Raw genomic sequence first — 25,134 nt, 5'->3', positions numbered from 1 at the left:
CGACCTCCCGGGCGCCCGCCCGTTCTGCGATCCAGCCCGCGACAGAAGGCAGACGAATGACTCTCCACCAGCTCTCCCGCCGCCCGAGGTGGCGGTCGGTCGGCGGTCGGTTCCTCGCGGTGAGCCTCATGGCCACCTCGGTCTCGGCCCTGACGATCACTGCCGCCCAGGCGGCCGTCACCACCTTCACGGTGGACTCCTTGGCCCACGTCGCCGACGCCACGATCGACGGCACCTGTGCCACGGCCGCCGACGAGTGCACCCTGCTCGCCGCGATCCAGGAGGCCAACGCGCTGCCGGCGTCGGCGGGCGACACCATCACGATCACCGTCGCGCCCGAGCTGACCGGCACGATCACGCTGCCGGGTGCGGGCCCGGTGATGAGCACCGAGCCCATCAACACCGGCACCGGTGGCGCCGGGCTGGACTACCTCGACGCCTTCGGCGCCTACTTCCGCGTGGACGCCGCGCGGCCGGTCACCATCGACCTCGACAACCGCGTGTCGCTGATCTCGCAGAACGACGCCGCCTACGCCGGCTTCCAGATCGTGTCCCCGAACGTCACCCTCACCCGCATCCCGAACCTGCGGGCGGGCGAGGGCGACATCGTGATCGGCGCTGCCGACGCGACCGTGCGCGACGTCACGCTCTCGGATCCGGACTCGGTCATCGCCGAGACGGGCATCGGGCTCACCGACGGCGCCGACGGCACGGTGATCGACGACGTCACCTTCGACAGCCTCTTCTTCGGCGTGTACGTCGACGACTGTGCGACGGTGACCGACACGACGGTCAGCGACAGCACGTTCACCAACAACGGTGGCTTCTCCGACATCCGGATGGACACCGGCTGTGGGCTGATGGACCAGACGACGGTGGACGGCTTCGACGTCGTCGACTCCACCTTCTCCAGCACCGGGATCTTCTCCACCGTGCTGCTGCAGTCGTTCAGCGCCACCACGGGGCTGACCTTCACCGGCTCGACCTTCGACGGCGCCGACGAGTCGGTCGTCTACACCGCGGACCTCAGCTCCACCACCGGTCTGACCCTGGAGGACAACGACTTCACCGGCACCGGGTACGTCTGGGAGGAGGAGGGTTCCGCGACCCACGCCGGCACCCAGATCCTCGACAACCGGTTCACCGGCCAGCTGCTGCACTCCCTGGTGATGCGCAACGCCCAGCACGTCGACAACCTCATCAAGGGCAACACCTTCACCGACCAGCGCGGCAACAGCCAGAGCACGATCTTCCTCACCCGCCAGGCCAACCGCGGCGACAGCGGCAACCTGATCACCGAGAACACCTTCGTGCAGACCGACGCCGAGGGCGTGGCGCACGACCGGTGGGCGATCTACGCCGAGATGGCCTCCGAGGCGCCCGGCGCCGATTCCGGGTGGAGCTTCACCGACAACTCGGTGGACGGCTACGGCATCCCGGGCTCGCAGGCGCCGATCATCGTCGGGCCGGACCTGACCCGCACCAAGATCTTCGGCAACACCTTCGGGCAGAACACCCAGGGCACCACCGACGCCGCCGCGAGCGAGGGCTCGATCGGGTTCTTCGTCGCCAACAACGGCCAGGCCAACTCCCGGATCCAGACCTGGCGGCCGAGCAACGCCGAGTACGGCGACGGCCGGGTCAGCTTCGACGTCGCCCCGGTCGTGCCGGGTGTCGCGGGCAACCCCCAGCCCACCCCGCCGCTGACCCTGCACGTCTACTGGACCGCCGACGACAACGCCGAGGAGTACCTCGGTGCGATCGAGGACGTGCTCACCCCCGGCCGCGTCAGCATCGCGACCGACCACACCGACGGCTTCATCCGGATCCAGACCGAGGGCGGTGCCTCCGGCTACACCTCGCAGTACTCCGGTCTGGCGGTCATCCAGGCCGGTGACTCCGACGGCGACGGCCTCACCGACGACGAGGAGGCCGAGCTCGGGACCGACCCGGACGTGGCCGACACCGACGGCGACGGGATCAGCGACGGCGACGAGGTCGCCGGTCCGGGCCTGTGCGTCGGCGGGACGAACCCGCTCGTCAAGGACACCGACGGCGACACCCTGGGCGACGGCGTCGAGGTGGCCGGGTTCCGCATCAAGGACCAGGTGCGCCTCAGCCGCACGGTGACCCGGCCGATCGGCGTGGTCTCCACCAACCCCTGCAAGGCCGACACCGACGGCGACGGCTGGACCGACGCGCGCGAGCGCGCCGGCTTCCGGATCAACCAGAAGGTGTTCCTCTCGGGCGACCGCACCTACACGATCGGCAAGGTCTACACCGACCCCACCACGGCCGACACCGACCGTGACGGGCTCGACGACAAGCGCGAGGTGCGCGGCTCCGCCACCAAGCGCTACGGCGTGCGTCGCAGCAGCCCGGTGGACTACGACACCGACAAGGGCGGTGTGAACGACGGCCGCGAGGTGGCCGCCGGCGCCGACCCGGCGCGCAGCACCTCCCGCCCGGGCAAGCCCTGAGACCGGGGGCGGGACGTCGTCCTCGGACGGCGTCCCGCCCGCGTCTGCGTGCGGGAGCCCGCCCGTCTCCGCCCTGACCGGGCCCGTGTGTCCGGTCAGGGCACGCGGGCGGTGCCGGGGGCGTCGAGGTAGCCGTCGGCGATCGCCGCCCGGTAGAGGTCGGTCTTGGTGCGGACCTCCCGGCCCACCGTGGCGTACTTGCGCTTCACGCCGTCGATGTACTTCTTGGCGGTGTCGCGCTTGACGCCGATCCGCGCGGCGACGGCCTCCGTCGTCAGTCCCGAGGCGTAGAGCACCAGGGCCCGCTCCTCCTGGTCGCTGAGCGAGGGGCGCGCGGGGTCGTGGGCGATGACCGACGCCATCTCGGCCGTCATCCACTCCCCGCCCATCAGCACCGTGCGCACGGCACGGGCGAGGTCGTCGGCGGAGTCGCGCTTGCCGACCACCCCGGAGACGTTGGCCCGCAGGACCCGGCGGACCAGCGCGGGCGAGGCCATCGCGGACAGCACGATGACCTTCAACCCCGACCTCACGAGCCGGGCGACGACCTCCGGGTCGACGTCGGGGCCGCGGTCGACGCTGAGGTCGAGCACCAGCAGGTGCGGGTGGGTGGCGCTGGGGGCGGTGCGCACCCAGGCGAGGAACTGGGGCAGCGTCTCGCACCGCGCCACGACCCGCACGCCGGCACGCTCGTGGAGGACCTCCTCGGTGCGCTCGCGCTGCAGGGCGTGGTCCTCCACGATGGCCACGCGGTAGTAGCCGCGGCGGAACATGTCGTCGGGCACGGTCTGCTCCTCATCATGGGGGACACGACTCGGCTCACCCTAGCCTGGGCGTTGTCGACACCTTGCCGAACCCTTGTGGCGTCGTTGCGTCGCCGACCCGGGCGAGATCCCGGCCTTCACGCCCCCCGGCTGCTCACCAGCCCGGTCTCGTAGGCGAGCACGACGAGCTGGGCGCGGTCGCGGGCGCCGAGCTTGAGGAACAGGCGGGAGACGTGGGTCTTCACCGTGAGCGGGGAGAGCACCAGCTCGGTGGCGATCTCGTGGTTGGACAGCCCCCGGCCGACCAGGGTGAGCACCTCGCGCTCCCGGGGAGTGAGGCCGGAGAGGAGGGCGGCCGCGGGCGGTGCGGCCGCGGCCTCCGAGGCGGCCGGACCGGGCGCGGGTTCGGCGAGGTAGGCCTCGATGAGCCGGCGGGTGATGCGGGGCGCGAGCAGCGCCTCGCCCTCGTGCACCACGCGCACGGCGTCGACCAGGGCGGTGGGCTCGACGTCCTTGAGCAGGAACCCGGCGGCGCCGGCCTTGAGCGCGCCGAAGACGTACTCGTCGAGCTCGAAGGTGGTGAGCACCAGCACCCGCACGCCGTCCAGACCCGGCTCGCGCACGATCCGCGAGGTCGCCTCCAGGCCGTCCATCCGCGGCATCCGGATGTCCATCAGCACGACGTCGGGGCGCAGTGCGGCCGCGATCTCGACGGCGTCGGCGCCGTTCACGGCCTCACCGACCACCTCGATGTCGGGCTCGGCGTCGAGCAGTGCCCGGAAGCCGGCGCGCACGAGGGTCTGGTCGTCCACCAGCAGGACGCGGATCACGGCAGGCCTCCGGTCGGGTGCAGGTCGAGGACGTCGGGACGCAGATCGGCGCTGGCCGTGAGGTCGGCCTGGGTCGGGACCGGCAGCGTGGCGGTGACGCGCCAGCCGCCCTCGGCGCGGGGGCCCGCCTCGAACGAGCCGCCCATCGCGATCGCGCGCTCGCGCATCCCGCGCAGGCCGTTGCCCGACCCGGTGTCGCCGAGGTGGGCGGTGCCCTCGCCGCCGTCGTCCTCCACCACGATCCGCACGACGCGATCGGCGTCGGCGCCGTGCAGCGACACCCGCACCTGCGCGCAGGTGCGGCCGGCGTGGCGGATGACGTTGGTGAGGGCCTCCTGCACGATCCGGTAGCCGGCCACGCCCACGGTGGCGGGCAGCTCCGCCGCGGCGGGGTCGACCTCCACGGCGAGGTCGACGCCCACGGCGCCGAGGCTGCCGCGCAGGTCCTCGATCTCGGCCAGGCCCAGGGTCGGCACGACGGGGGCACCGTCGTCGTCGCGGCGCAGCAGGCCGAGCATCGCGCGCAGGTCGCCCAGCGCCTCCCCGCTGACCTGCTTGATCTCGCGCAGCGTGCGGCGGGCCTGCTCGGGATCGCGGTCGAGCAGGTGGGCGCCGACGCCGGCCTGGATGTTGATGGCGACCATCGCGTGCGCCACGACGTCGTGCACGTCGCGGGCGATGCGCAGCCGCTCCTCCCCGATCCGGCGCCGGGTCTCCTCCTCGCGCACGTGCTCGGCGGCCTCGGCGCGGGCCAGCAGCGCGGCGGTGGCAGCCCGGCGCTCGTGGGCGGCGACGCCGAGGGCGAGCGGCACGACCACCAGCGCCATGTTGCGCAGCGTCTCCATCGTGAACAGGCCGTGGGGGCTGAAGATCTGCAGGATCGAGAGCACCACCGGGATGCCCACCGCCGCCCCGGCCAGGGCGGCGGTGCGCCCGAACCTCTCGGCGAGGGTGTAGCCGCACAGCACCGCTGCCAGCCCCACCGTGTTGTAGACGCAGGCCAGGGTCACCAGCGCGAAGATCAGCGCCAGCGATGCCCCGAACGCGGCGATCGGGAAGCGGCGACGGAGCAGCGCCGGCAGGGCGATGAGGACGATCGCCACCGGGGCGGCCGCCGTCGGGTCGGACTTCGGCGAGCGGCCGAGCTCGATCAGCATCGCGGCCACGCACACCGCGAACGCCGCGACGTCGAGGAGCAGGTCGCGCCCGGGGCGCGACGACGAGGACCGGATCACCCGTCGACGGTAGCGACGGGCGACCCGGTCCGGCGTCGTCCTGGGGATGTATCTCTACGACGCGACGGGCTCGCCGGCGGGGGCGACGACGACCTGCGCCGGGGCCGCGTCCTCACGCAGTCCGACCTTGTCGTGGACGCGGCGCAGCCACATCGGGGCCCACCAGTTCCACTTGCCCATCAGGCCCATCAGGGAGGGCACCAGGAGCGAGCGGACGATGAAGGCGTCCACGAGCACGCCGACCGCGGTGGCGATGCCGATCTGCTGGATGAAGGAGATCTCGCTGGTGCTGAAGGCGCCGATCGCGACCGCCAGCAGGATCGCGGCGGCGGTGACGACGCTGCCGGTGCGGCCCAGGCCGGTGGCCACGGCCTCGCGCTCGCTCAGCCCGCTCTCCCGCGCCTCCTTGATCCGACCGAGCAGGAACACGCCGTAGTCGGTGGAGAGGGCGAACACGAGGGCGGCCGCCACCAGGAAGTCGGTGGGCTCGATGCCGCCGTTGGGCGTGTAGCCGAGCAGGTCGGTGAACCGGCCGTCCTGGTAGACCCAGGTGAGCGCCCCGAGCGAGACCCCCACGGTGAGCACGTTCATGACCACCGCCTTCACCGGCAGCACCACCGAGCCGGTCATCAGCCACAGCACGAGCAGGGTGAGCAGCACCAGCAGGGCGATCGCGAGCGGCAGCCCGTCGGCGATGGCCTGCTGCTGGTCGATGAACTCCGCGGCCGGGCCGGTCACGAGCGCGTCGACGTCGGTCGCAGCGACGACGTCGCGCACCTGTGCGACCACGTCGCGGGCGGCGTCTCTGGCCGGGTCGCCGGTCACGCTCAGATCCAGCTGCCACACGCCGGCGGCGACCTCCCGGGGCTCGGCCGGGCTCACCACCCCGGGCAGGGCCGACGCCGTGCGGGCCAGGTCGTCGGCCTGCCGGGCCGTGCCGTCCAGCGCGATCGTGACCGGCGTGCTGCCGGTGCCTCCGTAGGAGCCGGTGAGGGTGTCGGCGACGATCCGGCTGCTCTGGTCGCGCGGCACGACCGAGGCGTCCACCGGCGACCACTCGACGCGCAGCGCGGGCAGGGCCAGTAGCACCATGACCGCGGCGGTGGCGGCGGCGATCGTGCCGGGGCGGCGCATCACGGCGTGGGCCAGCCGGTGCCAGCGGCCCGCGGCGCCGGCGTCGTCGCGGCGACGGGCGACCTTCGCGCCCCAGATGCTCAGCAGCAGCGGGGTGATGAGCAGGGAGGCGAGGGCGGCGACCACCGCGACCGTGGCGCCGGCGATGCCCATCGACGTCAGGAAGCCCATCGGGAAGACCGTCAGGGTGATGAGCGCGACCGCGACGGTGGCGGCGGAGAAGGCCACGGTGCGCCCCGCGGTGCTCATCGTGGTGGCGAGTGCGGCGAAGGTCGGGCCCTGCCGCTGCAGCTCCTCGCGGTAGCGGGTGAGCAGGAACAGGGTGTAGTCGATGGCCAGGCCGAGGCCGAGGCCGATCACGAGGTTGAGGGCGAAGATGCTCAGGCCGTACACCTGGTTGACCCCGGTCAGGGCGAGGAAGGTGCCGAGCACGGTGGCGACGCCGACCGCCAGTGGCAGCAGGCTCGCCCGGCCGCCGAAGACGAGCAGCGCGAGCAGCGCCAGGACCGGGAACGCCAGCGTCTCCGCCCGGGCGAGGTCCTCACCCACCTGGGAGCCGATCTGGAAGCCGATCACGGACCCGCCGCCGACCGTGACGTCGGCGTCGTCGGCGAAGGCGTCGAGGGTCTCCTCGGCCACGGCCTCGTCGTCGACCCCGGCCGCGATCGTGCCGAGCACCAGCGAGCTGGAGCCGTCAGGCGCCGATCCGCCCAGGGTCGCCTCGACGACGCCGGGCACCGCGGCCAGGCGGTCGGCGACGATGTCGAGGCGGGCGGCGTCGGTGCCGTCGACCAGCAGCACGAGGCCGGGCGAGGACTGGCGGCCGGTGGCGTCCTCCAGGCGCTCGTAGGCCCGGGCGGAGTCGGCGTCGGGCGGGGCGAACCCGCCGGAGGAGTCCAGCGCGCCGGCGACGGGACCGCCGATCGCGCCGGCGGCGACGATGACGAACAGGACGGCCACGAGGGCGCGCCGTGGGGAGTCGTGCAGCACCCGCAGCAGCCGCTGGAGCGGGCCGTGCGGCCGGGTGGTGGTGTCGGTGGTGTCCATGGCTCCGACGATGTCCGTCGCGGTGGGGTCGGCGCGTCGTCCCGGGGAGGTGATGTGGGAGCGCCCACGCAGCCGGAGTACGCCCGGGGATGTAGTCCGTGGGTCGTGGGCGTCGCCTCCCGCGTCACGTGGCGTGCGTACGATCCCGGCGTGCCGACCTGTGCCACTCGTCGACGGGAGAGGTGATGACGCCGGACGTCGAGACCCCGGTCCTGGAGTGGGCCCGGCGGGTGGACCTGCGGGAGCCGGTGCGGTGGGGCGAGATCGAGGCGCAGGTGCTGGCTCGGGCGCCGATGGAGGCCGAGAAGCCCACCCTGGAGTACCGGCTGATGGTGGCCGCGGGGTTCTCCTCCTTGCTCGTCGGCGTGATCCTCACGGTCGGTGCTCCCGTGGTCGGGCTCCTCGTCGTCGCTTCCGGGCCGGGGTTGGACAGCGGGTGGCGCGACGTCGCCCGGATCGCCTTCCTGATCACCTGGGCGACCCAGGTCGGCGTCCTGCGGCTGTGGTGGGCGGGACACCGGCGACGGGATCCCGAGCTGGTCGTGACGAGCGTGGTGGCTGTCCTCGCGAGCGCGGCCTCCGTCGTGGTCGGTCGCGCCAGGTTGGACGAGTCCGACGGGTTGTGGATCTACGCGGCGATCGGCGGGCTGCTCGCCCTCCCCGTCCTCCTCGTCGTCGTCTCCTCGCCGCGGCGACGCGTCTCGGTGCGCCGGCCGCCCCGTCGCGGACCGCGCAGCGGGGCGCTGCGCGCGCGGTACCACGCCACCCGGGACGAGGTCCTCGACATCCTGATCCAGCGGCGCCTGGTGAGGTTGGACGAGGCGGACCGGCAGCGGGTGTCCGAGATGCCCCTGGGCTACTGGGAGGAGCTCGACGACGTCGACGACGCCGAGCGTCGTCGCATCCTGGAGCTGAGGATCACCGGATGGCGGGAGTTCACCTCCGACGACGAGCGGTTGTGGCCGCGCGGTCGGCGTCGTCCGCCCGCGGGCGGACGGTGAGCCCAGCCGTCGGGGCGCGGACTGCGGCGTCCCGCTGACCTCCACCGTCGTCGGAGATCGGAGGTCGTCCACAGGGTCCTCCGTCCTTGCTCGGGATTGTCGGTGCCCTCGTGTTGAGTGGTCACATGCAGATGGGTGCGGGTGGGGTGCGGGAGTGGGCGCGGGTCGCCGACGACGCGCTGGCCCATGCCCTGGCGGCGCCGGTGTGGTCGACCGGGGCGGAGGACACGCGGGAGGCGTTGCTGGAGCTCGCGCGGATCGAGGCGCGGGCGGCGGCACTGAAGGCGCGGCTGCTCGTGCAGGCCGAGGAGCTCGGGGCGCATCAGGAGTCGGGGGCCGAGACCGTCGCGGTGTGGCACGCCCGGGCGACGCGCACGACGGTCGCGCAGGGGCGGGCTGCGGTGCGGGAGGCGGTGGCGCTGGAGGGCCGGCCTGACGTCGCGTCGGCGCGCGCGAGCGCCGGCATCAACGCTGCGCAGGCGAAGGTGATCGTCGATGCGGTGGCCGAGGTGCCGGAGGAGGACCGTGAGCAGGCTTCGGCGTATCTGTTGGAGAAGGCCGCGTCGCATCACGCGAAGGATCTGCGGGTGCTGGGGCGGCGTATCTGGGAGGTCCTGGATCCGGTGGCGGCGGATGCCCGGGAGTCCGCCGCCTTGGAGCGGCAGGAGGCCCGGGCGGCGCAACGGGTCCGGTTCTCGATGGTCGAGCACGACGACGGCACGATGGAGGGCTGGTTCCGGGTCCCCGTGCTGCACGGCGCGATGCTGCGCAAGATGTTGGTCGCGATCGGGGCCCCGAAGGCGAAGCGGGCGGCGGAGGGTGCTGGTTCCTACGACCCGACCATCAAGACTCCGGCGCGGTGGGGGCAGGCGTTCTGCGACCTGCTCGAGCGCATCGATCACACGGACCTCCCCGACCGCGCGGGCTGCGGCGCCACGGTCGTCGTGACGATGACGATCGAGAACCTGACCGCCCAGCTGGAGCAGGCCGGACTGCTGGACACCGGGGAGAGGATCTCCGCGACCGCTGCCCGCCGGCTCGCTGCGAGGGCCGGGATCATCCCCGCCGTGCTCGACGGCACCGGCATGGTCCTGGACTGGGGACGCACCCGCCGCTTCCACACCAGGGCGCAGCGGATGGCGATCGCGACGATGCACCGCAGCTGCGTCGAGCCCGGCTGCGACGTGCCGGCCAGTCACTGCGAGATCGACCACGACCCACCCTGGGAATCTGGCGGAGGCACCGACCTCACCGGCAAGCCACGATGTCCGAGGCACCATCGAGCACGACATCGGGACCGGGGCACCGACCCACCCGACGACTGACCGCGCCGACCTCGCTGCGTCTCGTGACGGCGCCGGGGCGCCTCCTCGACGACCGTGCCCGCCACCGGTCGTCGAGGAGCGAGCGCCAGCGAGCGTCACGAGACGCGCGCACCTGGCAGACCGGCCCGTCCCGACGCGGTCCCTCGCGACGCTGCGCTTCCTCGACGACCGTGCCCGCCACCGGTCGTCGAGGAGCGAGCGCAAGCGAGCGTCACGAGACGCGCGCACCCGAGGGAGCGCCGCCCCCGGAGAGTTGGGCGAGGTGGTCGACCAGCACGTCGATCGGGAGGTCGGGGTCGAAGGCGCGCTGCACGCCCAGACCGATGCCGAGGGCGAGCAGGTGGGTTGCGACGTCCTCGGGGGTGCCGTCGAGGGCCAGGCCCAGTGCCTCGGAGCGGTCGCGCAGCAGCTCGGCCAGCAGCAGCGTGATGCCGCGACGTCGCTCGGCCAGCCGCAGCCGGACGTCCTCCTGGTGCCGGGTGCTGATGGCGAACTCGACCTCCAGCGCCGTCCAGCCGACGTCGCCGATGTGCTGCTCGGCCCAGCGGGTGAACGCGGCCAGCACCTGCTCGTCGGACTCGGCGGGCGCGATCTCGGTGAGCAGCGCCTCGACCCGCTCGGTCAGGACGACGTCGAGCACCGCGAGGCCGAGCTCCTGCTTGTCGGCGAAGTTCGAGTACACCGCGCCCTTGGTGTAGCCGGCGGCGTCGGCCACCTGACCGAGCGAGGTGGCGTTGTAGCCCTCGGCGAGGAACAGGACCTTGGCGGTGTCGATGAGCCGGGCGCGCGTGAGCTCCTGGGTCTCCTTGCGCGTGAGCCGGGCCATGGACAGCAGGCTACTGCTCCGGCTACCGTCAGCATCCAGATACCAACGGTTTCTGAATTTGAATTCGATCTGGAGGAGCGATGAGCCATCACGAGGTCGTGATCGTGGGTGCCGGGGTGTCCGGCATCGCGGCCGCGGTGCAGCTGCGCAAGGCCGGAGTCACCGATCTGGTGATCCTGGAGAAGGCCGACACGTGGGGCGGCACCTGGCGCGCCAACACCTATCCCGGCTGCGCCTGCGACGTGCCGTCGGCGCTGTACTCCTTCTCCTTCGCACCCAACCCCGACTGGTCGCGCCTGTTCGCCGGGCAGCCCGAGATCCTCGCCTACGTCGAGCGGGTCGCCCGCGACCACGACCTCGAGCAGCACGCCCGCTTCGGGGTCGAGATGCTCGGCGCCGACTGGGACGACGCCGCCGGCCACTGGCGCCTGGCCACCACCGCCGGGGAGATCACCGCCCGCTTCCTCATCGGCTGCGCGGGCCCGTGGAACGAGCCGGCGGTGCCCGACCTGCCCGGCCTGAGCGAGTTCCCGGGCGAGGTGTTCCACTCCGCCCGCTGGAACCACGACCACGACCTCGACGGCGCGCGCGTGGCCGTCATCGGCACCGGAGCCTCCGCGGTGCAGTTCGTGCGGCAGATCCAGCCCCGCGTCGAGGCGCTGCACCTGTTCCAGCGCACCGCCCAGTGGGTGCTGCCCAAGCCCGACCACGCCGTGCCGGGCCTCGAGCGGTGGGTCATGCGGCGTGTCCCGGGCGCCCAGCGCGCCCTGAAGCTGGCGGAGTACGGCCTCATGGAGGCCCTGGGGGTCGGGTTCCGCCACCCGCACCCGGTGCTCGACGCCGTGCAGGCCGTCGGCCGCGCCCACCTGCGGCTGACGGTGCGCGACCCGCGGCTGCGGGCCACCCTCACCCCCGACTACACGATCGGCTGCAAGCGGATCCTGTTCTCCAACTCCTACCTGCCCTCCCTCACCCGCCCCAACGTCGAGGTGCACGGCACCGCGGTGGCGCGCATCGAGGGATCGACCGTCGTCGGTGCCGACGGCACCCGCGCCGAGGTCGACACGATCATCCTGGGCACCGGCTTCCACATCCTCGACATGCCGGTGGCCGACCTCATCCGCGGCGCGGCCGGCCGCTCGCTGGCCGAGGTCTGGCAGGGCTCGCCCGAGGCCTACCTCGGCACCGCCGTGGCCGGCTTCCCCAACGCCTTCCTCGTGCTCGGGCCGAGCCTGGGCACCGGTCACTCCTCGGCCTTCGCGATCCTCGAGGCCCAGGTGGCGCTCATCGTCGCCGCCGTGGGTCACGCCCGGCGCCACGACGGCGTGCTGGACGTGCGCCCGCCCGTGCAGCAGCGCTACGTCGACGATGTCCAGGCCGCGCTCGCCGGCACCGTCTACAACACCGGCGGCTGCGCCAGCTACTACCGCGACGTCAACGGCCGCAACAGCTTCAACTGGCCCTGGTCCACCGGCGCGCTCATGCGCCGGGTGAGCACCTTCGACCCCGCCGACTACACCCTCACCACCCGACTCCCCGAGGAGATCCCCGCATGACGCTGCTGCCCCGTTTGCCCCTCGCCCTGCCCCTCACGGGCAGCCGCTACGGCCGCATCGACCTCGACGGCGCCCTGGTGGCGGTCACCGGCGCGGCCCGTGGCATCGGCCTGCAGACCGCGACGGCGTTCGCGGCCCGCGGCGCGCGGGTGGCCCTCGGCGACCTCGACGCCGACCGGGCGGCGGCCGCGGCCGCCGAGCTCGGCCCGCAGGCCTCCGGCCACGCGCTCGACGTCACCGACCGCGCCAGCGTCGACGCCTTCCTCGCCGCGGCCGAGCAGCACCACGGCCGCCCGCTCGACGTGCTGGTCAACAACGCCGGCGTCATGCCCAACGGGCCCTTCCTCGACCAGCGCGACGACGTCGACCGGCTCACGATGGACGTCAACGTCTACGGCGTCATCCACGGCATGCGCGCCGCGCTGCCGGGGATGATCGAGCGCGAGCGCGGCCACGTCGTCAACGTGTGCTCGCTGGCCGGCAAGTTCCCGCTGCAGGGCCTCGCGGTCTACAACGCCAGCAAGTTCGCCGCCGTCGGCCTCACCGCCGCCACCCGGCTCGAGGTCGAGCGGCACGGCGTGAGCGTCAGCGCCGTGCTGCCCAGTGCCGTGCGCACCGAGCTGTCCTCGGGCATCGACTACGGCGTGCTCCCCGACTGCGACCCCGAGGACGTCGCCGCCGCCATCGTCGGTTCGGTGCGCAGCCGGGCCGCCGAGATCGCCGTGCCCGGGTACGTCGGCGCGATGCAGGTGCTCAGCACCCTCGTGCCCGAGGGCATGATGCGGATCGGCCGGCGACTCCTGCGCGACGACGCCGCGATCACCGGCGTCGACCCGACGGTGCGCCAGCGCTACCTCGACCGGATCCTGGCCTCGGACGCGCGGGTGTGAACCACCCGGTCCCCGCCGCACTGCTCGTCCCGCTGCTGGGGCTTGCCGCTGCTCTCGGCGCACTCGCCCCGGCGCAGGGGTCCACCCCCGTGCCCCCGGCGCCCGTCGTCGAGCGCGCCGCCCCCACCGGCGACCCCCGCTTCGCGCCGGTCGACCGCCCCGGACCCGCCCTGCGGCCCTCGCCCGCGCAGCTGCGTCGTTCGGTGCGCTGTCACGGCGACTTCACGCGGGGGCGACAGGCCGTCCTGATCGTGCCGGGCACCGCCTTCACGGTGGCCACGCAGTTCCGCTGGAGCTGGGGCCGGGTGCTCTCGCGCGCCGGTATCCCGTGGTGCGGCGTGACGCCGCCGCAGAACAGCCTCGGCGACCTCACCGTGGCGGGCGAGTACGACGTGCACGCCATCCGCCACACGTTCCGCCGCTCGGGCGGGCGCCCGATCGCGATCGTCGGGCACAGCCAGGGCGGGATGCGGCCCCGGTTCGCGCTGCGGTTCTGGCCCGACGTCCGGGCGATGGTCGCCGACATGGTGGGCGTGGCGCCGGACAACCGGGGGATCACCCTCGGGACCCCCGACGGGGCGATCGGACCGCTCGGCGGACTGGCGTGCCTCGCCGCCCGCTGTCCCCAGGGACTGTGGCAGCAGTTCGCCGGGTCGCGGTTCCTCACCGCCCTCAACTCCCGGCGCGAGACCTTCGCCGGCATCGACTACTCGGTGATCTACAGCCGCACCGACGGGGCGGTCATGCCGCGCGACACGGTGCTCCGCCCGGCGCCCGGCACCTCCTACCGGCGGGTCGCGGTGCAGGACGTGTGCCCCGCACGGATCGCCGACCACCTCACCAACGGCACCACCGACGCCGTCGCGCTGGCGCTGCTGCTCGACGCCGTCACCCACCGGGGGCCGGTCGACCCCGCGCGGCTGGACCGGGGCGTGTGCGGGCAGCTGCTGGACCCGCGCATCGACTCGCTCGAGGCCGCGGCCGGGGCGGCGGGGGCGCCCGGCCAGATCGCCCGAGCACTCGCCACCACCCCCCGAGCGGCCGCGGAGGCGCCGCTGCCGGCGTACGTGTTCGCCCGCTGACGTCGCGGCGCGACGGAGTGGCTCAGCGGTCGGCGAGCAGGAGCTCGTCGGCCCAGCTGCCGAACTCCGCCACGTGGGCCTCGCCCTCGCTCGCCTCCATCGTCAGCGCGAAGCAGACCGTGGCCAGGGTGAGGTGACTGGCCAGGGTGCAGCGGCGCAGCAGGGTGGCGTCGTCGAGGGTGGAGAACGGCCCGAGCCGGTCGGCCAGCAGTGCGCCGTTGCGGTGGGAGTCGGCGGCGTTGAGGGCGAGCAGGCGTTGATCGGTGAGCGATCCGGTCCACAGGGCGGCGAGGGCGGCGTCGTCGCGGAAGGCCGCGTAGTAGCCGGTGAGCACCTCGCGCAGGGCGTCACGGGCCTGCTCGCGGGTGCGCAGACCGGTGAGCCCGGCGGCGAGCTGCTCGTGGAGGACCTCGAAGTAGCGCTCGGCGAGCGCTCCGATCAGCGCCTCGCGGTCGGCGAAGTAGCGGTAGAGGGAGCCGAGCGACATCTCCGAACGCTCGGCCACCGCCGACATCGTGAAGCCGGTGAGGCCGTGCTCGCGCAGCAGTCCCATCGCCGCATCGAGGATGCGTTCGACGCGCTCGCGTGCGCGGTCCTGCCGCGGCGTGCGGCGGGCGGTGGACTCGGTGCTCATCGGAACAGAGACTAGGCCATGTCGTTCATACGTGAGATACCATCACGTTTATGGAGGAATCTCATGCACTTGACGTCGGCTCGCTCGACTGGGGCCGCCGCACGCGCGGCACGCTGAGCGCGTCCGAGCGCCGCGCCCTGCGCCGCGGCGTCCTGCGCGACACCCGCGTCTACGCGCGCTCCCGGATGCTCCTCGCCGTCCGGGGCGGTGCCCGCTCGGCCACCGCCGACCTCGCGGTCATGGACCTGCCCGACTCCGCCCTGTGCCGGGCGGTGGAGGAGGCGGCCGCCCGTCACCAGTCCGCCACGATGCTGGCCCACGGCTACCGCACCGTCGCCTACGCCCACGCGCTCGGCACCCTCGACGGCGTCCGGCCCGACCCCGAGCTGCTCTGGTGCGCCTCGCTCCTGCACGACGTCGCCCTGGAGCAGCCGGTGGCCGGGCACTGCTTCGCCGTGCGTGGCGGCGAGCTCGCCGAGCAGGTCGCGCTCGACGCGGGGGCCGACGCCGCGACCGCGCGGCTGCTCGGCGACGCCGTCGCCCGGCATGCCACCGCCGACCTCGACCCGGCCACCCACCCGCTGCCCTACCTCGTGGCCGCAGGCGCGCTGGTGGACGTGCTCGGGAAGCGGTTGGAACAGGTCGATCCGGCGTTCGTGGCCGCCGTCACCGCCCGCCGTCCGCGCGGCGACTTCGCCCGGCTGCTGGCCCGCACCTGGCGCGCCGAGGCGCGCGCCGTGCCGGCCGGTCGGGCGGCGCAGGTCCACCGCACCACCGGGTTCGCCTTCGCGGCGAGGTTCGCACCGCTGCGCTGACGGCACGGACGGGGCCGTCGTGCCCGAGGGCCGCCGCGGTCGGCGCGCGGCGATGGTTAACCGGCCGGTAGCGGAGCGATTCGACGCCCGACTCGCGCATCCGGGATCGTGGAGGCTCGCGCCTGCCGAGGAGATGCCCCATGGACACCGACCAGCTGCTCGCCTCCGAGAGTCGCGAGCCCGACCCGGCGGTGTTCAGCGGCGGGGTGAGCTCGGACGAGCAGCACCTCGCCCTGCGTACCTCGGTGCGCCGGCTCAGCACCCTGCTCGGGGAGTCCATCGCCCGCCACGAGGGCCCCGAGCTGCTGGCCCTGGTGGAGCAGGTGCGCGGCCTGGCGCGCGCCCACGGCGCGGGCGGGGACACCGAGCTGTCGCAGCTGCTCGACGGCGTCGACCCCGCGACCGCGGTGGTCCTGGCCCGGGCCTTCACCGGCTACTTCCAGCTGGTGAACGCGACCGAGCAGCTGCACCGGTGGCGCGAGCTGTCCGCCGCCGAGCAGGGGCCGCTCGAGGCGCTGGCCGATCGCCTCGGGGCGGCGCTCGCCGAGGGCAGCCTCACGCGCGCCGACCTCGACGCGATCCTGGCCGGGGTGGAGTACCGCCCGGTGTTCACCGCCCACCCCACCGAGTCCTCGCGCCGCACGGTGCTGCGCCTGCTGCGCCGCATCACCGACGTCGCGCAGGAGCCGGCCGGGCCCGCGCGCGAGCGTCGCCTCGCCGAGCTGGTGGACCTGCTCTGGCAGACCGACGAGCTGCGGATCGCCCACCCCGAGCCGATCGACGAGGCCCGCACGGCGGTCTACTACCTGCGCTCGCTGGCCGACGAGGTCGTGCCCGACCTGCTCGACGAGCTGCACCAGCAGCTGGAGCGCATCGGCGTCGCCCTGCCGGCGACCGCGCGGCCGCTGCGGTTCGGCACCTGGGCCGGCGGCGACCGCGACGGCAACCCCAACGTCACCCCCGAGGTCACCCTGCGCGTGCTCGCGCTGCAGTACCTGGCCGGGCTGAAGGAGCTGGAGGCGCACATCGCCGACCTGCTCACCGAGATGACCCAGACCACCCGGGTGATCGCGGTGTCCGACGACCTGCGCGCCAGCCTCGAGCGCGACGCCGCCGCCCTGCCCACCACGTGGAGCAACATCCGGCGCCTCAACGCCGAGGAGCCCTACCGCTGCAAGCTCAGCTTCGTGCGCGTGCGCCTGCAGCGCACCCGCGACCGGTTGGTGCACGACCTGCCCCACGAGCCCGGCCGCGACTACGCCGACGTCGAGGAGCTGATCGCCGACCTCACGCTCGTGCGCGACTCGATGCTCGCCCACGGCCAGCCGTTGCAGGCCGACGGTGCGCTGCTACGGGCGCTGCGCACGGCCGTCGCCCTCGGGGCGGGCCTGGCCACCCTCGACGTCCGCGAGCACTCCGCCAAGCACCACGACGCGGTCGCCGAGCTGGTGGACCGCACCGGCGAGCTCGACGTCCCCTACGCCACCCTCACCCGGCCCGAGCGCATCGCGCTGCTCTCGCGCGAGCTCGGCTCGCGCCGTCCGCTCGCCGGACCGCGCGGCGCAGAGGCCGGTCCGGCCGCCGCGGCGTCGCTGTCGCTCATGGCGGCGATCGCGCGCGGACTGGACACCTTCGGCGACCGCGCGATCGAGACCTACCTCGTCTCGATGACCCACGACATCGACGACCTGCTGGCGGTGGTCGTGCTGGCCCGCGAGGCCGGGCTGGTCGACGTCGGCTCCCCGACGCAGCCCGCCACGGCCCGGATCGGGTTCGCCCCGCTCTTCGAGACCGTCGCCGAGCTCTCCGCGGCCGGCCCCCTGCTCGACGCCCTGCTCTCCGACGCCGGGTACCGCCGCGTCGTCGCCGCGCGCGGGGACGTGCAGGAGATCATGCTGGGCTACTCCGACTCCTGCAAGGACGCCGGGATCGCCTCCTCGCAGTGGCAGATCCACCGCGCCCAGCGCGCGCTGCGCGACGTCGCACGTCGCCACGGCGTGCGGCTGCGTCTCTTCCACGGCCGCGGCGGGTCGGTCGGTCGGGGCGGCGGCCCCACGGCCGAGGCGATCCTGAGCCAGCCCAACGGCTCGCTGGTGGGTCCGATCAAGATCACCGAGCAGGGCGAGGTCATCTCCGACAAGTACGCGCTGCCCGGGCTCGGGCGGCTCAACCTCGAGAGCGCGCTCGCCGCGGTGGTCGAGGCCGCCACCCTGCACCGCACCTCGCTGCTGCCGCCCGAACTGCTGGAGGGCTGGAACGTCGCGATGGACGCCGTCGCCGACGCCGGCCAGTCGGCCTACCGCGGGCTGATGGCGCAGGACTCCCTCGTGCCGTTCTTCCTCGCCGCCACGCCGGTGAGCGAGTTCGGGCAGCTCAACCTCGGCTCGCGGCCGGCCAAGCGCCCCGGCGGCGCGGGCGGCATCGCCGACCTGCGCGCGATCCCGTGGGTCTTCGGGTGGACCCAGGCGCGGATCATCCTGCCCGGCTGGTTCGGCGTGGGCTCGGGCCTGGCCGCGGCCCAGGACGCCGGCCACGACGCCGTGCTGCGCGAGATGTACCGCTCCTGGCCGTTCTTCCGGACGTTCCTGTCCAACGTCTCGATGACGCTGGCCAAGACCGACCTCACCATCGCGGAGCACTACGTGCAGGCGCTGGTGGACCCCGCCCACCACCACGTCTTCGACACCGTCCGTGCCGAGCACGCCCGCACGGTGGAGCGGATGCGCGACCTCACCGGCCACGAGGACCTGCTCGTGGGCTCGCCGGTGCTGCGACGCACCCTCGCCCTGCGCGACTCCTACCTCGCCCCCCTGCATGCGCTGCAGGTCTCGCTGCTGCGTCGCTCGCGCGCCGCGGCCGAGCAGGGGGAGGTGCCCGAGGACGTCGCCCGGGCCATGCTGCTCACCATCAACGGCATCGCCGCCGGGCTGCGCAACACCGGCTGACGCCGGCGCGCCGGTCGACGAGCCGCCTGCCGGGCGGCCCGCCGACCGGTCGTGCGGCCGCTCAGGCGGGGACGCCGGTCTCCACGGGCAGCCCGGCCTCCACCCAGTCCTGGATGCCGTCGCGGTACGTGCGGACGTCGGTGTAGCCCGCGCGCTCCAGCAGCGCCGCCACGGCCTTGCTGTTGCCGCAGGCGGCGTTGGAGCAGTAGGTCACCACCGGGGTGGCGAGGTCGGGCACCAGCTCGGCGGCGCGCCGGGCGACGTCGGACTCCACGAGGTTGAGCGCCCCCGGCAGGTGGGCCTGCTCGTAGTAGCCGGCGGGCAGGGTGTCGAGCAGCACGACGGTCCCGGCGGCCAGGGCGTCGCGGAGCTCGTCGCGGGTGATGGTGACGGTCATGGTGGTCTCCTTCGGATCGGTTCATGTGCGTGAGCACGGAATGACAGCACCATAAGGTGCGCGCGCACGCAATTGTTCCCAGTCCGTGGTGATCCGGGTCACTCGCGTGCGCGCGCACGCACTAGGCTGGCGGTGTGTCGAGGACGAAGCTGGCGGGCGACGCCTGGGGATCGGTGCTGCGGGCCCACGCCCTGCTGGTGCCGCGGATGGATCGCGAGCTTCAGGCGCAGACCGGCCTGCCGCTGCGCTGGTTCGACGTGCTGCTCGAGCTCGACGCGGCCCCGGAGGGTCGACTGACGATGACGCAGCTCGCCGACCGGGTGGTCCTCAGCCGGACCCGCGTGAGCCGGGTGGTGGACGAGCTGGCCGGGGCGGGTCTGGTCGCGCGGGAGACCAACGCGCAGGACCGGCGCTCCGCCTTCGCCGTGCTGACCCCCGCCGGCCGCGCCGCCTTCGTCGGCGCCGCACCCGTGTACCGCGGGCTGATCAGGGGCCTGTTCGCCGGCGACCTCGACGACGCCGAGCTCACCACGATCCGCGACGCCCTCGGTCGGGTCGTCGACGGCGCAGCCGACCCGTCACCGCGGGCCTGACGCCCTCCCCGGGACGGGCCGACGCGACGCGGACCCTCGGGTCAGGGGAGGGTCGGCTCCAGCTCGCAGGCGGTCTCCGTCTCGGCGTCGCAGCTGTCCGAGCCCTCCCGGCCGTCGGCGGTGTCGGTGCCACCCTCGCCGATCAGGGTGTCGTTCGTGTCCCCGCCCACCAGCACGTCGTCGCCCTCGCCGCCGCGCAGGGCGATGCGGGAGGTGAAGCACAGCTCGCCGTCGGTCGGCGCGCCCACAGCGAGCACGTCGGGACCGCCGCGGCCGTCGACGGTCACGAAGCAGCTCTGCGCCACCACGACGTCGGCGTCGTCGCTGCCGGTCACCCCGACGGCTGCGCCGCCGAGGCGGTACCGCTCGATCTCGCGGACGTCGTAGGCCTGGCGCAGGGTGTCCTCGGTGGCGTCGTAGGTGAGCACCGAGCCGTCGGCCAGGGTGGCCTCGACCGCGTCCGGGGTGAGCAGCTCGAGCAGGTCGGTGCCCGCGCCACCGCGCACGGTGGCGTCGGAGCGCGGGTCGAGGACCACGACGTCGTCCCCACCTGCGGCCGCAGCGCCGGCCAGCGCGGGCAGGTCCACCCGCTCGCCGGCGGCGCCCCCCAGGAAGGTGACGGCCAGGCCCTCCGCCGCTGCGGGCGCCCGGGTGGCGGTGAACTCCTCCATCCCGCCGGTGCGCACTCCCGCGGGCGTCGAGAGCCCGCGGTTGCTGACGGTGACCGCCGCGGCGCCGAGGCCGGCGGGCAGGGTCACCCGGTCCGCACCGGCGCCCCCGCGCAGGTCCGCCTCGGGGGCGGTGCGCGTGCCGGCGAGCACGAGGACGTCGGCGTCGGGGCCGAGGTCGACGACGTCGCGGGTGGCCACGCGACCGCCGATCGTCACGACGTCGGCGCCCGCCCCGGTCGTGATCCGGTCGGTGCCGCGGTCGAGTCCGCGCCCGGCGCCGTCGACGCGCTCGTCGTCGCCGAAAACCCGGTCGACGCCCGCGCCGCCGCGGTAGGTGTCGTCGCCGGAGCCGAGTCGTGCCGTCACCCGCGGGGTCGCGCCGGCCGCGACCTCCACGCGGTCCGGACCGGCGCCGGTCGTCAGCGTGACGGTGGCCGCGGCGCCGGTGACGCACACCAGGTCGGCGCCGTCGCCGGTCTCGACGCGGCGGGCGCCGCCGGTGATCACGACGTCGGGGCCCGGGGTGCCGACGATCGGGCGGCCGGTGCCGACGATGGTGGCCCGCTTCCCCTGGCAGGTGACCGCCCGGTCGGCGTCGACCGCGCCCGCCGGAACGACGGTCCCCGCGAGGACGGTGCACAGCGCCAGGGCGGTGGTCGGGGGGAGGAGCAGGGGCCGCAACGACATCGGGGAGTCCTTCGGTGGTCCCGCGCGCGGAACCGGCGGGGTCGCCCCATCCCACCCCACGACGTCGGCGGCGTCCAGAGGGGCGGGCGGGATCAGCCCCGGCGCAGTGAGAGGGACGCGGGGGCGACGTTGTCGCCCACGAACTCCCCGCGCACCTTGTCGCGCGAGAACACCGCGAACCGGCCCCCGTCGGGCGGGTCGCCGAGGAAGCAGCGCTGCGGCATCGTGGCCGACACGGTGCTGCGGCGCCGGTCCCAGCGCGCGCTGACGCCGTCGCACGGGTACTGCGCGCCGTCGCCGTCCTGGAAGATCACGATCTTCGTGGCGAGGCCGGCCCCCGTGCGGCGCACCTTGAGGTTGAGGACGGTCGAGGAATCCTTCTCGTCCCGGCCGGCGTAGTAGACGAACTCGAACAGTCCGCGCCGACCCAGGTCGCGCACGGTGGTGGTCCAGGTGACGGCCCGCCCGCCGTTGACCACCTTCAGCGCCACGTTGTCGAGCCGGGCGATCGCGTCGCCCCGCACGTAGCGCACCGAGCCGCCCTGGGCCTCGGCCGGTGGGGCGAGCAGGACCAGCACCGCGGCCAGGGTCACCGTGAGGGGGAGCACCAGGGTGAGCAGGACCGTCGGGACGAGGGAGCCCGCGGCGGGACGAGGACGCATGGCGCCACGCTGCCCCGGGTCGCGTGCGGCCAACCCCTCCTCGGGGTGAGGGCTCCGTCGCCGGGAGTCGCGCGGTCGGCCCCGGTGGATCAGGGACGACGGCCGCCGCGTCGGCGTCGGCGACTCCTTGTCGGCCGCCGGTCGCGGGCCCGGCCGCCCCGGTGACCGAGCTCGGTCAGCAGCGTCGCGGTGGGATCGGGCCGCCGGTCCACCCGGCGCAGGAGCAGCCAGAACACCAGGGGGGCGTTGCCCAGCAGCAGCATGATCGTGCCCCAGACGTAGGCCCCGGTCTCCGAGCCGATCTCGCGTCGACCTGAGCCGAGCCGGCTGTCGGCGATCACCGCCTGGGGGTCGAGGAAGGCGATCAGGGCGAAGCCGGTGAGCGCCGCCCACAGGCCGCCGAGGGCGAGCACCGCCCCGATCCGCTCGGTGCGGGGCCAGGACAGCGCGGCGACGCCGATGAAGAAGGCGCCGAGGCCGATCCCGCACCAGCTCAGCGGCCGCTCCGCGCCGTGCTCCGGCACCAGGATGCACAGCAGACCCAGCAGGACCGACAGACTCCGCCCGGTCCAGGCGGCCGCTCCGAGCAGCATGGACCGATCATGCCCGGTCCCGTCCGACGGCCGCCGCCGGGGGACGCAGGGCCCAGGAGGCCAGCGCGGGGTAGCCGCGGACGTCGGTGGGCGGCTGCTCGTCGTAGTCGCGCGCGGGTGCGGTGAGGGCGCGGGTGGTGGCGTCGACCCGCACCTCGCGCGGTCGCGCCAGGGAGGTGAGCCGACTGGCGAGGTTGACCGTCGGTCCGAACACGTCGCCGAGCCGGCGCAGCACCGGGCCGGTGGCGATCCCGATCCGCAGCGGCGGCCGGTGGGCGGGCCAGCTGGCCAGCAGCTCGTCGGCGATCGCCAGCGCCTGCCCCGGTTCGGCGGCGACGAACAGGACGGCGTCGCCGATCAGCTTCACGACCCGACCCTGGTGTGCCCCCACGGCCTCCACCGCCACGGTCTCGAAGGCCTCCAACAGATCGGCCAGCTGCTGCTCCGTGAGGTCACGGGACAGGCTCGTGAAGCCCGAGATGTCGGCGAAGGCGACACTGGCGACCTCGTCCACCGGCGTCGGTGCGCCCGGCACGGCCGGCCCCGGGCCGGCGGCCGCCGCGCGCCGGGCGGCGTACGCGGCGAGCTGGCGCCGCCAGACGTAGGAGTGCACCTCCTCCAGCAGCGGGATCACCTCCTCAGCGACCTCCGCCAGCGCCGTCGGGACGTCGGAGTCGCCGGCGCGGTCGAGGGCGTGCAGGTACATCGCCGCCCCCTCCGTCTCGGCCAGCTGGGCGAAGACCTGCCCCGCGAGGCGGGCCATCCCCACCACCTCGTCGGGGGCGATCACCCCGCGCTCCATCGCCCCCTTGACCCGCACCATCGCGTGCAGGTCCTGAGCGGTGAGCGCGACCTCGTCCTCGTCCTCCACCACGGCGAAGCCCATCGAGCGCCACAGCCGCTGCCCGGCCTCGAGGTCCATCCCGGCGGCGTCGGCGAGCTGTCGGGTGCTGAGCGTGCGGGGTCCTCCGAGCAGCAGCGCCTCCACCGCCTCCGCCAGTGCCGACGGCTCGAACGCGCCGTCCTCGTGCGACTGGTCGGCTGCGGGTTCCTCGGGCATAGGGACCTCCTCGGGCGCGACCCTAGTGCTCGGCGCCCGGAGGCGTCGTCCCCTGCCGCGGGCCCGCGCGGGCGACCTCAGCCGCGGCGACTCAGGCGCGGCGCGGGTGCAGCGTCACGGCGACGCCGCGGAACAGGTCGATCGGGCCGTCGACGGTGTGCACCCGCACCCGGTAGGCCACCCGCTCGCGGTCGTCCGCCGCGCGCTCGGCACGGGCGTCGGCCTCCACGACGTCGTCGTCCACCAGCAGGGTCGGGCCGGTGGCCGCCCACGTGAGGTCGTCGAAGCCGAGGAACAGGCCGGCGTCGCCGTGCAGGTCGGTGCCGACGACGCGGCGCAGCCGCTCCACCAGCTGCAGGCCGGCGGTGCGGGCCGAGGTGCCGGGCTCACCCGGCGCGGCGAGGGTCCAGAACCGCGCGCCGTCGGGACCGAGCCCCTCCTCGCGCGCGTCCCCGAGTCGCAGTTCCTGGGTGTCCACGGGTGCTCCTCAGCTCCAGTCGATCGAGAAGTACTGGGTCTCGGTGTACTCCAGCAGGCCCTCGCGGGCGCCCTCGCGCCCCAGCCCGCTCTGCTTCACACCGCCGAAGGGGGCGGCGGGGTCGGACACCAGACCGCGGTTGATGCCGACCATGCCGGCGTCGAGCCGTTCGGCGATCCGCATGCCCTGCTGCAGGTCGCCGGCGTAGACGTAGGCGGCCAGGCCGTACTCGCTGGCGTTGACCTCGGCGAGCATCGCGGCCTCGTCGGTCCAGGTGCGCACCGGCGCGACCGGGCCGAAGACCTCCTCGGTGACGAGCACCGCGTCGGCGGGCACGTCGGTCACCACGGTGGGGGCGTAGAAGTGGCCCGGCAGGTCGGGCAGCGCCGCGCGGCCGGCGATCCGGGCGCCGGCGGCGACGGCGTCGTCGACGACGCGGGTGATGCGCTTCACCGCGGCCGCGCTGATCATCGGCCCGATGGCGGCGCCGTCGCGGGCGGCCCCCACGGTGAGCTTCTCGACCTCGGCGGTGAGCCGTGCGGTGAACTCCTCGGCGATGTCGGCGTGGAGGTGGAGACGGTTGGCGGCGGTGCAGGCCTGGCCGGCGTTGCGGAACTTGGCGACCATCACCCCGGCCAGGGCGGCGTCGAGGTCGGCGTCGGCGGTCACGATGAACGGCGCGTTGCCGCCCAGCTCCATCGAGGTGGTGAGCACCCGGTCGGCGGCCTGGCGCAGCAGCGTGCGGCCCACGTTGGTCGACCCGGTGAAGGACACCTTGCGCACCCGCGAGTCGGCCAGCCATGCCGAGACCACGCCGGCGGCGTCGGTGGTGGTGACGACCTCCAACGCGCCCTCGGGCAGTCCGGCCTCGCGCAGGATCTCCGCGACCGCGAGGGCGGTCAGCGGCGTCTCGGCGGCCGGCTTGAGCACCGCGGTGCAGCCCGCCGCGAGCGCCGGCCCGATCTTGCGCGTGGCCATCGCGGCCGGGAAGTTCCACGGCGTGACGAGCGCGGCCACCCCGACCGGGCGGTGGTGCACGACGGTCCGCGTGCCGCCCGCGGGGGAGGAGCCGTAGTCGCCGCCGGTGCGCACCGCCTCCTCGGAGAACCAGCGGAAGAACTCCGCGGCGTACACGACCTCACCGGCGGCGTCGGAGAGCGACTTGCCGTTCTCGCGCGCGATCAGCTCGGCCAGCTCCTCGCGCCGCTCGAGCATCAGCTCGAACGCGCGCCGCAGCACCTCCGAACGCGCCCGCGGCGACGTCGCCGCCCAGGCCGGGAAGGCTGCCGCCGCCCGCTCCACCGCCGCCAGGCCCTCGGCGACGGTGTGGTCGGGCACCTCCCCCACGAGCTCGAGCGTGGCGGGGTCCTCGACCCGGATGGTGCTGGTCATCAGGTGGTCCTTCGGGGTGCGGGGTGAGCGACGGTTT

22 protein-coding genes are annotated in these 25,134 nt (G+C 74.2%); 9 read left to right on the top strand and 13 right to left on the bottom strand.

Going from position 1 to position 25,134, the window contains the following annotated elements; all coding sequences use genetic code 11:
• Positions 1-128: 128 nt before the first annotated feature.
• On the top strand, positions 129-2,480 hold the full coding sequence (locus tag ACERUJ_RS16000) for a hypothetical protein (RefSeq protein ID WP_370249818.1): 2,352 nt from the start codon (positions 129-131) through the stop codon (positions 2,478-2,480).
• Between the two features lie 95 nt (positions 2,481-2,575).
• On the opposite strand, the gene ACERUJ_RS15995 is transcribed toward ACERUJ_RS16000, so the two are convergent.
• The 4 genes from ACERUJ_RS15995 to ACERUJ_RS15980 form a co-directional block, all read right to left on the bottom strand.
• Positions 2,576-3,265 carry a response regulator gene (locus ACERUJ_RS15995; RefSeq protein ID WP_370249785.1) on the bottom strand — a complete coding sequence of 230 codons (690 nt, stop codon included), beginning with the start codon at positions 3,263-3,265 and terminating at the stop codon, positions 2,576-2,578.
• Positions 3,266-3,381: 116 nt separating this feature from the next.
• Positions 3,382-4,074 carry a response regulator gene (locus tag ACERUJ_RS15990; RefSeq protein WP_370249784.1) on the bottom strand — a complete coding sequence of 231 codons (693 nt, stop codon included), beginning with the start codon at positions 4,072-4,074 and terminating at the stop codon, positions 3,382-3,384.
• Positions 4,071-5,309 carry a sensor histidine kinase gene (locus ACERUJ_RS15985; protein WP_370249783.1) on the bottom strand — a complete coding sequence of 413 codons (1,239 nt, stop codon included), beginning with the start codon at positions 5,307-5,309 and terminating at the stop codon, positions 4,071-4,073. The genes ACERUJ_RS15990 and ACERUJ_RS15985 overlap by 4 nt, the downstream gene beginning before the upstream one ends.
• A 54-nt stretch (positions 5,310-5,363) precedes the next feature.
• Positions 5,364-7,490 (bottom strand): MMPL family transporter, encoded by a 2,127-nt coding sequence (locus ACERUJ_RS15980; protein WP_370249782.1) that lies wholly within the window; start codon positions 7,488-7,490, stop codon positions 5,364-5,366.
• 185 nt (positions 7,491-7,675) lie between these two features.
• On the opposite strand from ACERUJ_RS15980, the gene ACERUJ_RS15975 reads away from it, so the two are divergent.
• Complete coding sequence (locus ACERUJ_RS15975) at positions 7,676-8,491, top strand: hypothetical protein (RefSeq protein ID WP_370249781.1); 816 nt, start codon at positions 7,676-7,678, stop codon at positions 8,489-8,491.
• Positions 8,492-8,616: 125 nt separating this feature from the next.
• Positions 8,617-9,816, top strand: a complete 1,200-nt coding sequence (locus ACERUJ_RS15970; RefSeq protein WP_370249779.1) for a DUF222 domain-containing protein — start codon at positions 8,617-8,619, stop codon at positions 9,814-9,816.
• Between the two features lie 211 nt (positions 9,817-10,027).
• Here ACERUJ_RS15970 and ACERUJ_RS15965 read toward each other — a convergent pair whose 3' ends face one another.
• On the bottom strand, positions 10,028-10,642 hold the full coding sequence (locus ACERUJ_RS15965) for a TetR/AcrR family transcriptional regulator (protein ID WP_370249777.1): 615 nt from the start codon (positions 10,640-10,642) through the stop codon (positions 10,028-10,030).
• 80 nt (positions 10,643-10,722) lie between these two features.
• Here ACERUJ_RS15965 and ACERUJ_RS15960 point away from each other — a divergent pair, with 80 nt between their 5' ends.
• Genes ACERUJ_RS15960 through ACERUJ_RS15950 form a run of 3 tightly spaced genes read left to right on the top strand, consistent with a single transcriptional unit; the run spans position 10,723 to position 14,170 of the window.
• Entirely contained in the window at positions 10,723-12,198 is a 1,476-nt protein-coding gene (locus ACERUJ_RS15960) for a flavin-containing monooxygenase (protein WP_370249775.1), read from the top strand.
• Entirely contained in the window at positions 12,195-13,088 is an 894-nt protein-coding gene (locus tag ACERUJ_RS15955) for an SDR family oxidoreductase (protein WP_370249774.1), read from the top strand. The genes ACERUJ_RS15960 and ACERUJ_RS15955 overlap by 4 nt, the downstream gene beginning before the upstream one ends.
• Positions 13,085-14,170, top strand: a complete 1,086-nt coding sequence (locus ACERUJ_RS15950) for a lipase family alpha/beta hydrolase (RefSeq protein WP_370249772.1) — start codon at positions 13,085-13,087, stop codon at positions 14,168-14,170. Before ACERUJ_RS15955 ends, ACERUJ_RS15950 begins: the two co-directional genes overlap by 4 nt.
• Positions 14,171-14,192: 22 nt before the next feature.
• Here the strand turns inward: ACERUJ_RS15950 and ACERUJ_RS15945 are convergent, their stop codons facing one another.
• Complete coding sequence (locus ACERUJ_RS15945) at positions 14,193-14,804, bottom strand: TetR/AcrR family transcriptional regulator (protein WP_370249771.1); 612 nt, start codon at positions 14,802-14,804, stop codon at positions 14,193-14,195.
• 50 nt (positions 14,805-14,854) lie between these two features.
• Between ACERUJ_RS15945 and ACERUJ_RS15940 the strand changes: the two genes are divergently transcribed.
• Positions 14,855-15,619: a hypothetical protein gene (locus ACERUJ_RS15940; RefSeq protein WP_370249770.1), complete on the top strand. Its 765-nt coding sequence runs from the start codon at positions 14,855-14,857 to the stop codon at positions 15,617-15,619.
• A 140-nt stretch (positions 15,620-15,759) separates the two neighbouring features.
• Complete coding sequence (gene ppc / locus ACERUJ_RS15935; RefSeq protein ID WP_370249769.1) at positions 15,760-18,564, top strand: phosphoenolpyruvate carboxylase; 2,805 nt, start codon at positions 15,760-15,762, stop codon at positions 18,562-18,564.
• A 61-nt stretch (positions 18,565-18,625) separates the two neighbouring features.
• On the opposite strand, the gene ACERUJ_RS15930 is transcribed toward ppc, so the two are convergent.
• Positions 18,626-18,961: a rhodanese-like domain-containing protein gene (locus ACERUJ_RS15930; protein ID WP_370249768.1), complete on the bottom strand. Its 336-nt coding sequence runs from the start codon at positions 18,959-18,961 to the stop codon at positions 18,626-18,628.
• Between the two features lie 134 nt (positions 18,962-19,095).
• On the opposite strand from ACERUJ_RS15930, the gene ACERUJ_RS15925 reads away from it, so the two are divergent.
• Complete coding sequence (locus ACERUJ_RS15925) at positions 19,096-19,554, top strand: MarR family winged helix-turn-helix transcriptional regulator (RefSeq protein WP_370249766.1); 459 nt, start codon at positions 19,096-19,098, stop codon at positions 19,552-19,554.
• 41 nt (positions 19,555-19,595) lie between these two features.
• Here ACERUJ_RS15925 and ACERUJ_RS15920 read toward each other — a convergent pair whose 3' ends face one another.
• The 6 genes from ACERUJ_RS15920 to ACERUJ_RS15895 all read right to left on the bottom strand — a co-directional run bounded on the left by ACERUJ_RS15920 (position 19,596) and on the right by ACERUJ_RS15895 (position 25,097).
• Positions 19,596-20,912: a hypothetical protein gene (locus tag ACERUJ_RS15920; RefSeq protein WP_370249765.1), complete on the bottom strand. Its 1,317-nt coding sequence runs from the start codon at positions 20,910-20,912 to the stop codon at positions 19,596-19,598.
• A 92-nt stretch (positions 20,913-21,004) separates the two neighbouring features.
• The gene (locus ACERUJ_RS15915) at positions 21,005-21,574 is read right to left on the bottom strand and encodes a hypothetical protein (RefSeq protein WP_370249763.1); all 570 of its coding nucleotides are present in this window, start codon (positions 21,572-21,574) and stop codon (positions 21,005-21,007) included.
• An 89-nt stretch (positions 21,575-21,663) separates the two neighbouring features.
• Entirely contained in the window at positions 21,664-22,167 is a 504-nt protein-coding gene (locus ACERUJ_RS15910) for a hypothetical protein (protein WP_370249762.1), read from the bottom strand.
• A 7-nt stretch (positions 22,168-22,174) separates the two neighbouring features.
• Positions 22,175-23,227, bottom strand: a complete 1,053-nt coding sequence (locus tag ACERUJ_RS15905) for an adenylate/guanylate cyclase domain-containing protein (protein WP_370249761.1) — start codon at positions 23,225-23,227, stop codon at positions 22,175-22,177.
• A 91-nt stretch (positions 23,228-23,318) separates the two neighbouring features.
• Positions 23,319-23,705, bottom strand: a complete 387-nt coding sequence (locus ACERUJ_RS15900) for a hypothetical protein (protein WP_370249760.1) — start codon at positions 23,703-23,705, stop codon at positions 23,319-23,321.
• 9 nt (positions 23,706-23,714) lie between these two features.
• Positions 23,715-25,097 (bottom strand): NAD-dependent succinate-semialdehyde dehydrogenase, encoded by a 1,383-nt coding sequence (locus tag ACERUJ_RS15895; protein ID WP_370249759.1) that lies wholly within the window; start codon positions 25,095-25,097, stop codon positions 23,715-23,717.
• Between the last annotated feature and the right edge of the window lie 37 nt (positions 25,098-25,134).

This window comes from Nocardioides sp. (genome assembly GCF_964228225.1).
Lineage (GTDB): Bacteria > Actinomycetota > Actinomycetes > Propionibacteriales > Nocardioidaceae > Nocardioides.
This window is presented reverse-complemented; position numbering and strand designations above follow the sequence as displayed.

Bases quoted from the DNA above. Each gene is read 5' to 3' on its own strand.
- ACERUJ_RS16000 (WP_370249818.1), top strand. From the start codon at position 129: ATGGCCACCTCGGTCTCGGCCCTGACGATCACTGCCGCCCAGGCGGCC.
- ACERUJ_RS15965 (WP_370249777.1), bottom strand. From the start codon at position 10,642: ATGGCCCGGCTCACGCGCAAGGAGACCCAGGAGCTCACGCGCGCCCGG.
- ACERUJ_RS15975 (WP_370249781.1), top strand. From the start codon at position 7,676: ATGACGCCGGACGTCGAGACCCCGGTCCTGGAGTGGGCCCGGCGGGTG.
- ACERUJ_RS15920 (WP_370249765.1), bottom strand. From the start codon at position 20,912: ATGTCGTTGCGGCCCCTGCTCCTCCCCCCGACCACCGCCCTGGCGCTG.
- ACERUJ_RS15970 (WP_370249779.1), top strand. From the start codon at position 8,617: ATGCAGATGGGTGCGGGTGGGGTGCGGGAGTGGGCGCGGGTCGCCGAC.
- ACERUJ_RS15940 (WP_370249770.1), top strand. From the start codon at position 14,855: ATGGAGGAATCTCATGCACTTGACGTCGGCTCGCTCGACTGGGGCCGC.
- ACERUJ_RS15910 (WP_370249762.1), bottom strand. From the start codon at position 22,167: ATGCTGCTCGGAGCGGCCGCCTGGACCGGGCGGAGTCTGTCGGTCCTG.
- ACERUJ_RS15915 (WP_370249763.1), bottom strand. From the start codon at position 21,574: ATGCGTCCTCGTCCCGCCGCGGGCTCCCTCGTCCCGACGGTCCTGCTC.
- ACERUJ_RS15895 (WP_370249759.1), bottom strand. From the start codon at position 25,097: ATGACCAGCACCATCCGGGTCGAGGACCCCGCCACGCTCGAGCTCGTG.
- ACERUJ_RS15930 (WP_370249768.1), bottom strand. From the start codon at position 18,961: ATGACCGTCACCATCACCCGCGACGAGCTCCGCGACGCCCTGGCCGCC.
- ACERUJ_RS15980 (WP_370249782.1), bottom strand. From the start codon at position 7,490: ATGGACACCACCGACACCACCACCCGGCCGCACGGCCCGCTCCAGCGG.
- ppc (WP_370249769.1), top strand. From the start codon at position 15,760: ATGGACACCGACCAGCTGCTCGCCTCCGAGAGTCGCGAGCCCGACCCG.
- ACERUJ_RS15955 (WP_370249774.1), top strand. From the start codon at position 12,195: ATGACGCTGCTGCCCCGTTTGCCCCTCGCCCTGCCCCTCACGGGCAGC.
- ACERUJ_RS15905 (WP_370249761.1), bottom strand. From the start codon at position 23,227: ATGCCCGAGGAACCCGCAGCCGACCAGTCGCACGAGGACGGCGCGTTC.
- ACERUJ_RS15960 (WP_370249775.1), top strand. From the start codon at position 10,723: ATGAGCCATCACGAGGTCGTGATCGTGGGTGCCGGGGTGTCCGGCATC.
- ACERUJ_RS15945 (WP_370249771.1), bottom strand. From the start codon at position 14,804: ATGAGCACCGAGTCCACCGCCCGCCGCACGCCGCGGCAGGACCGCGCA.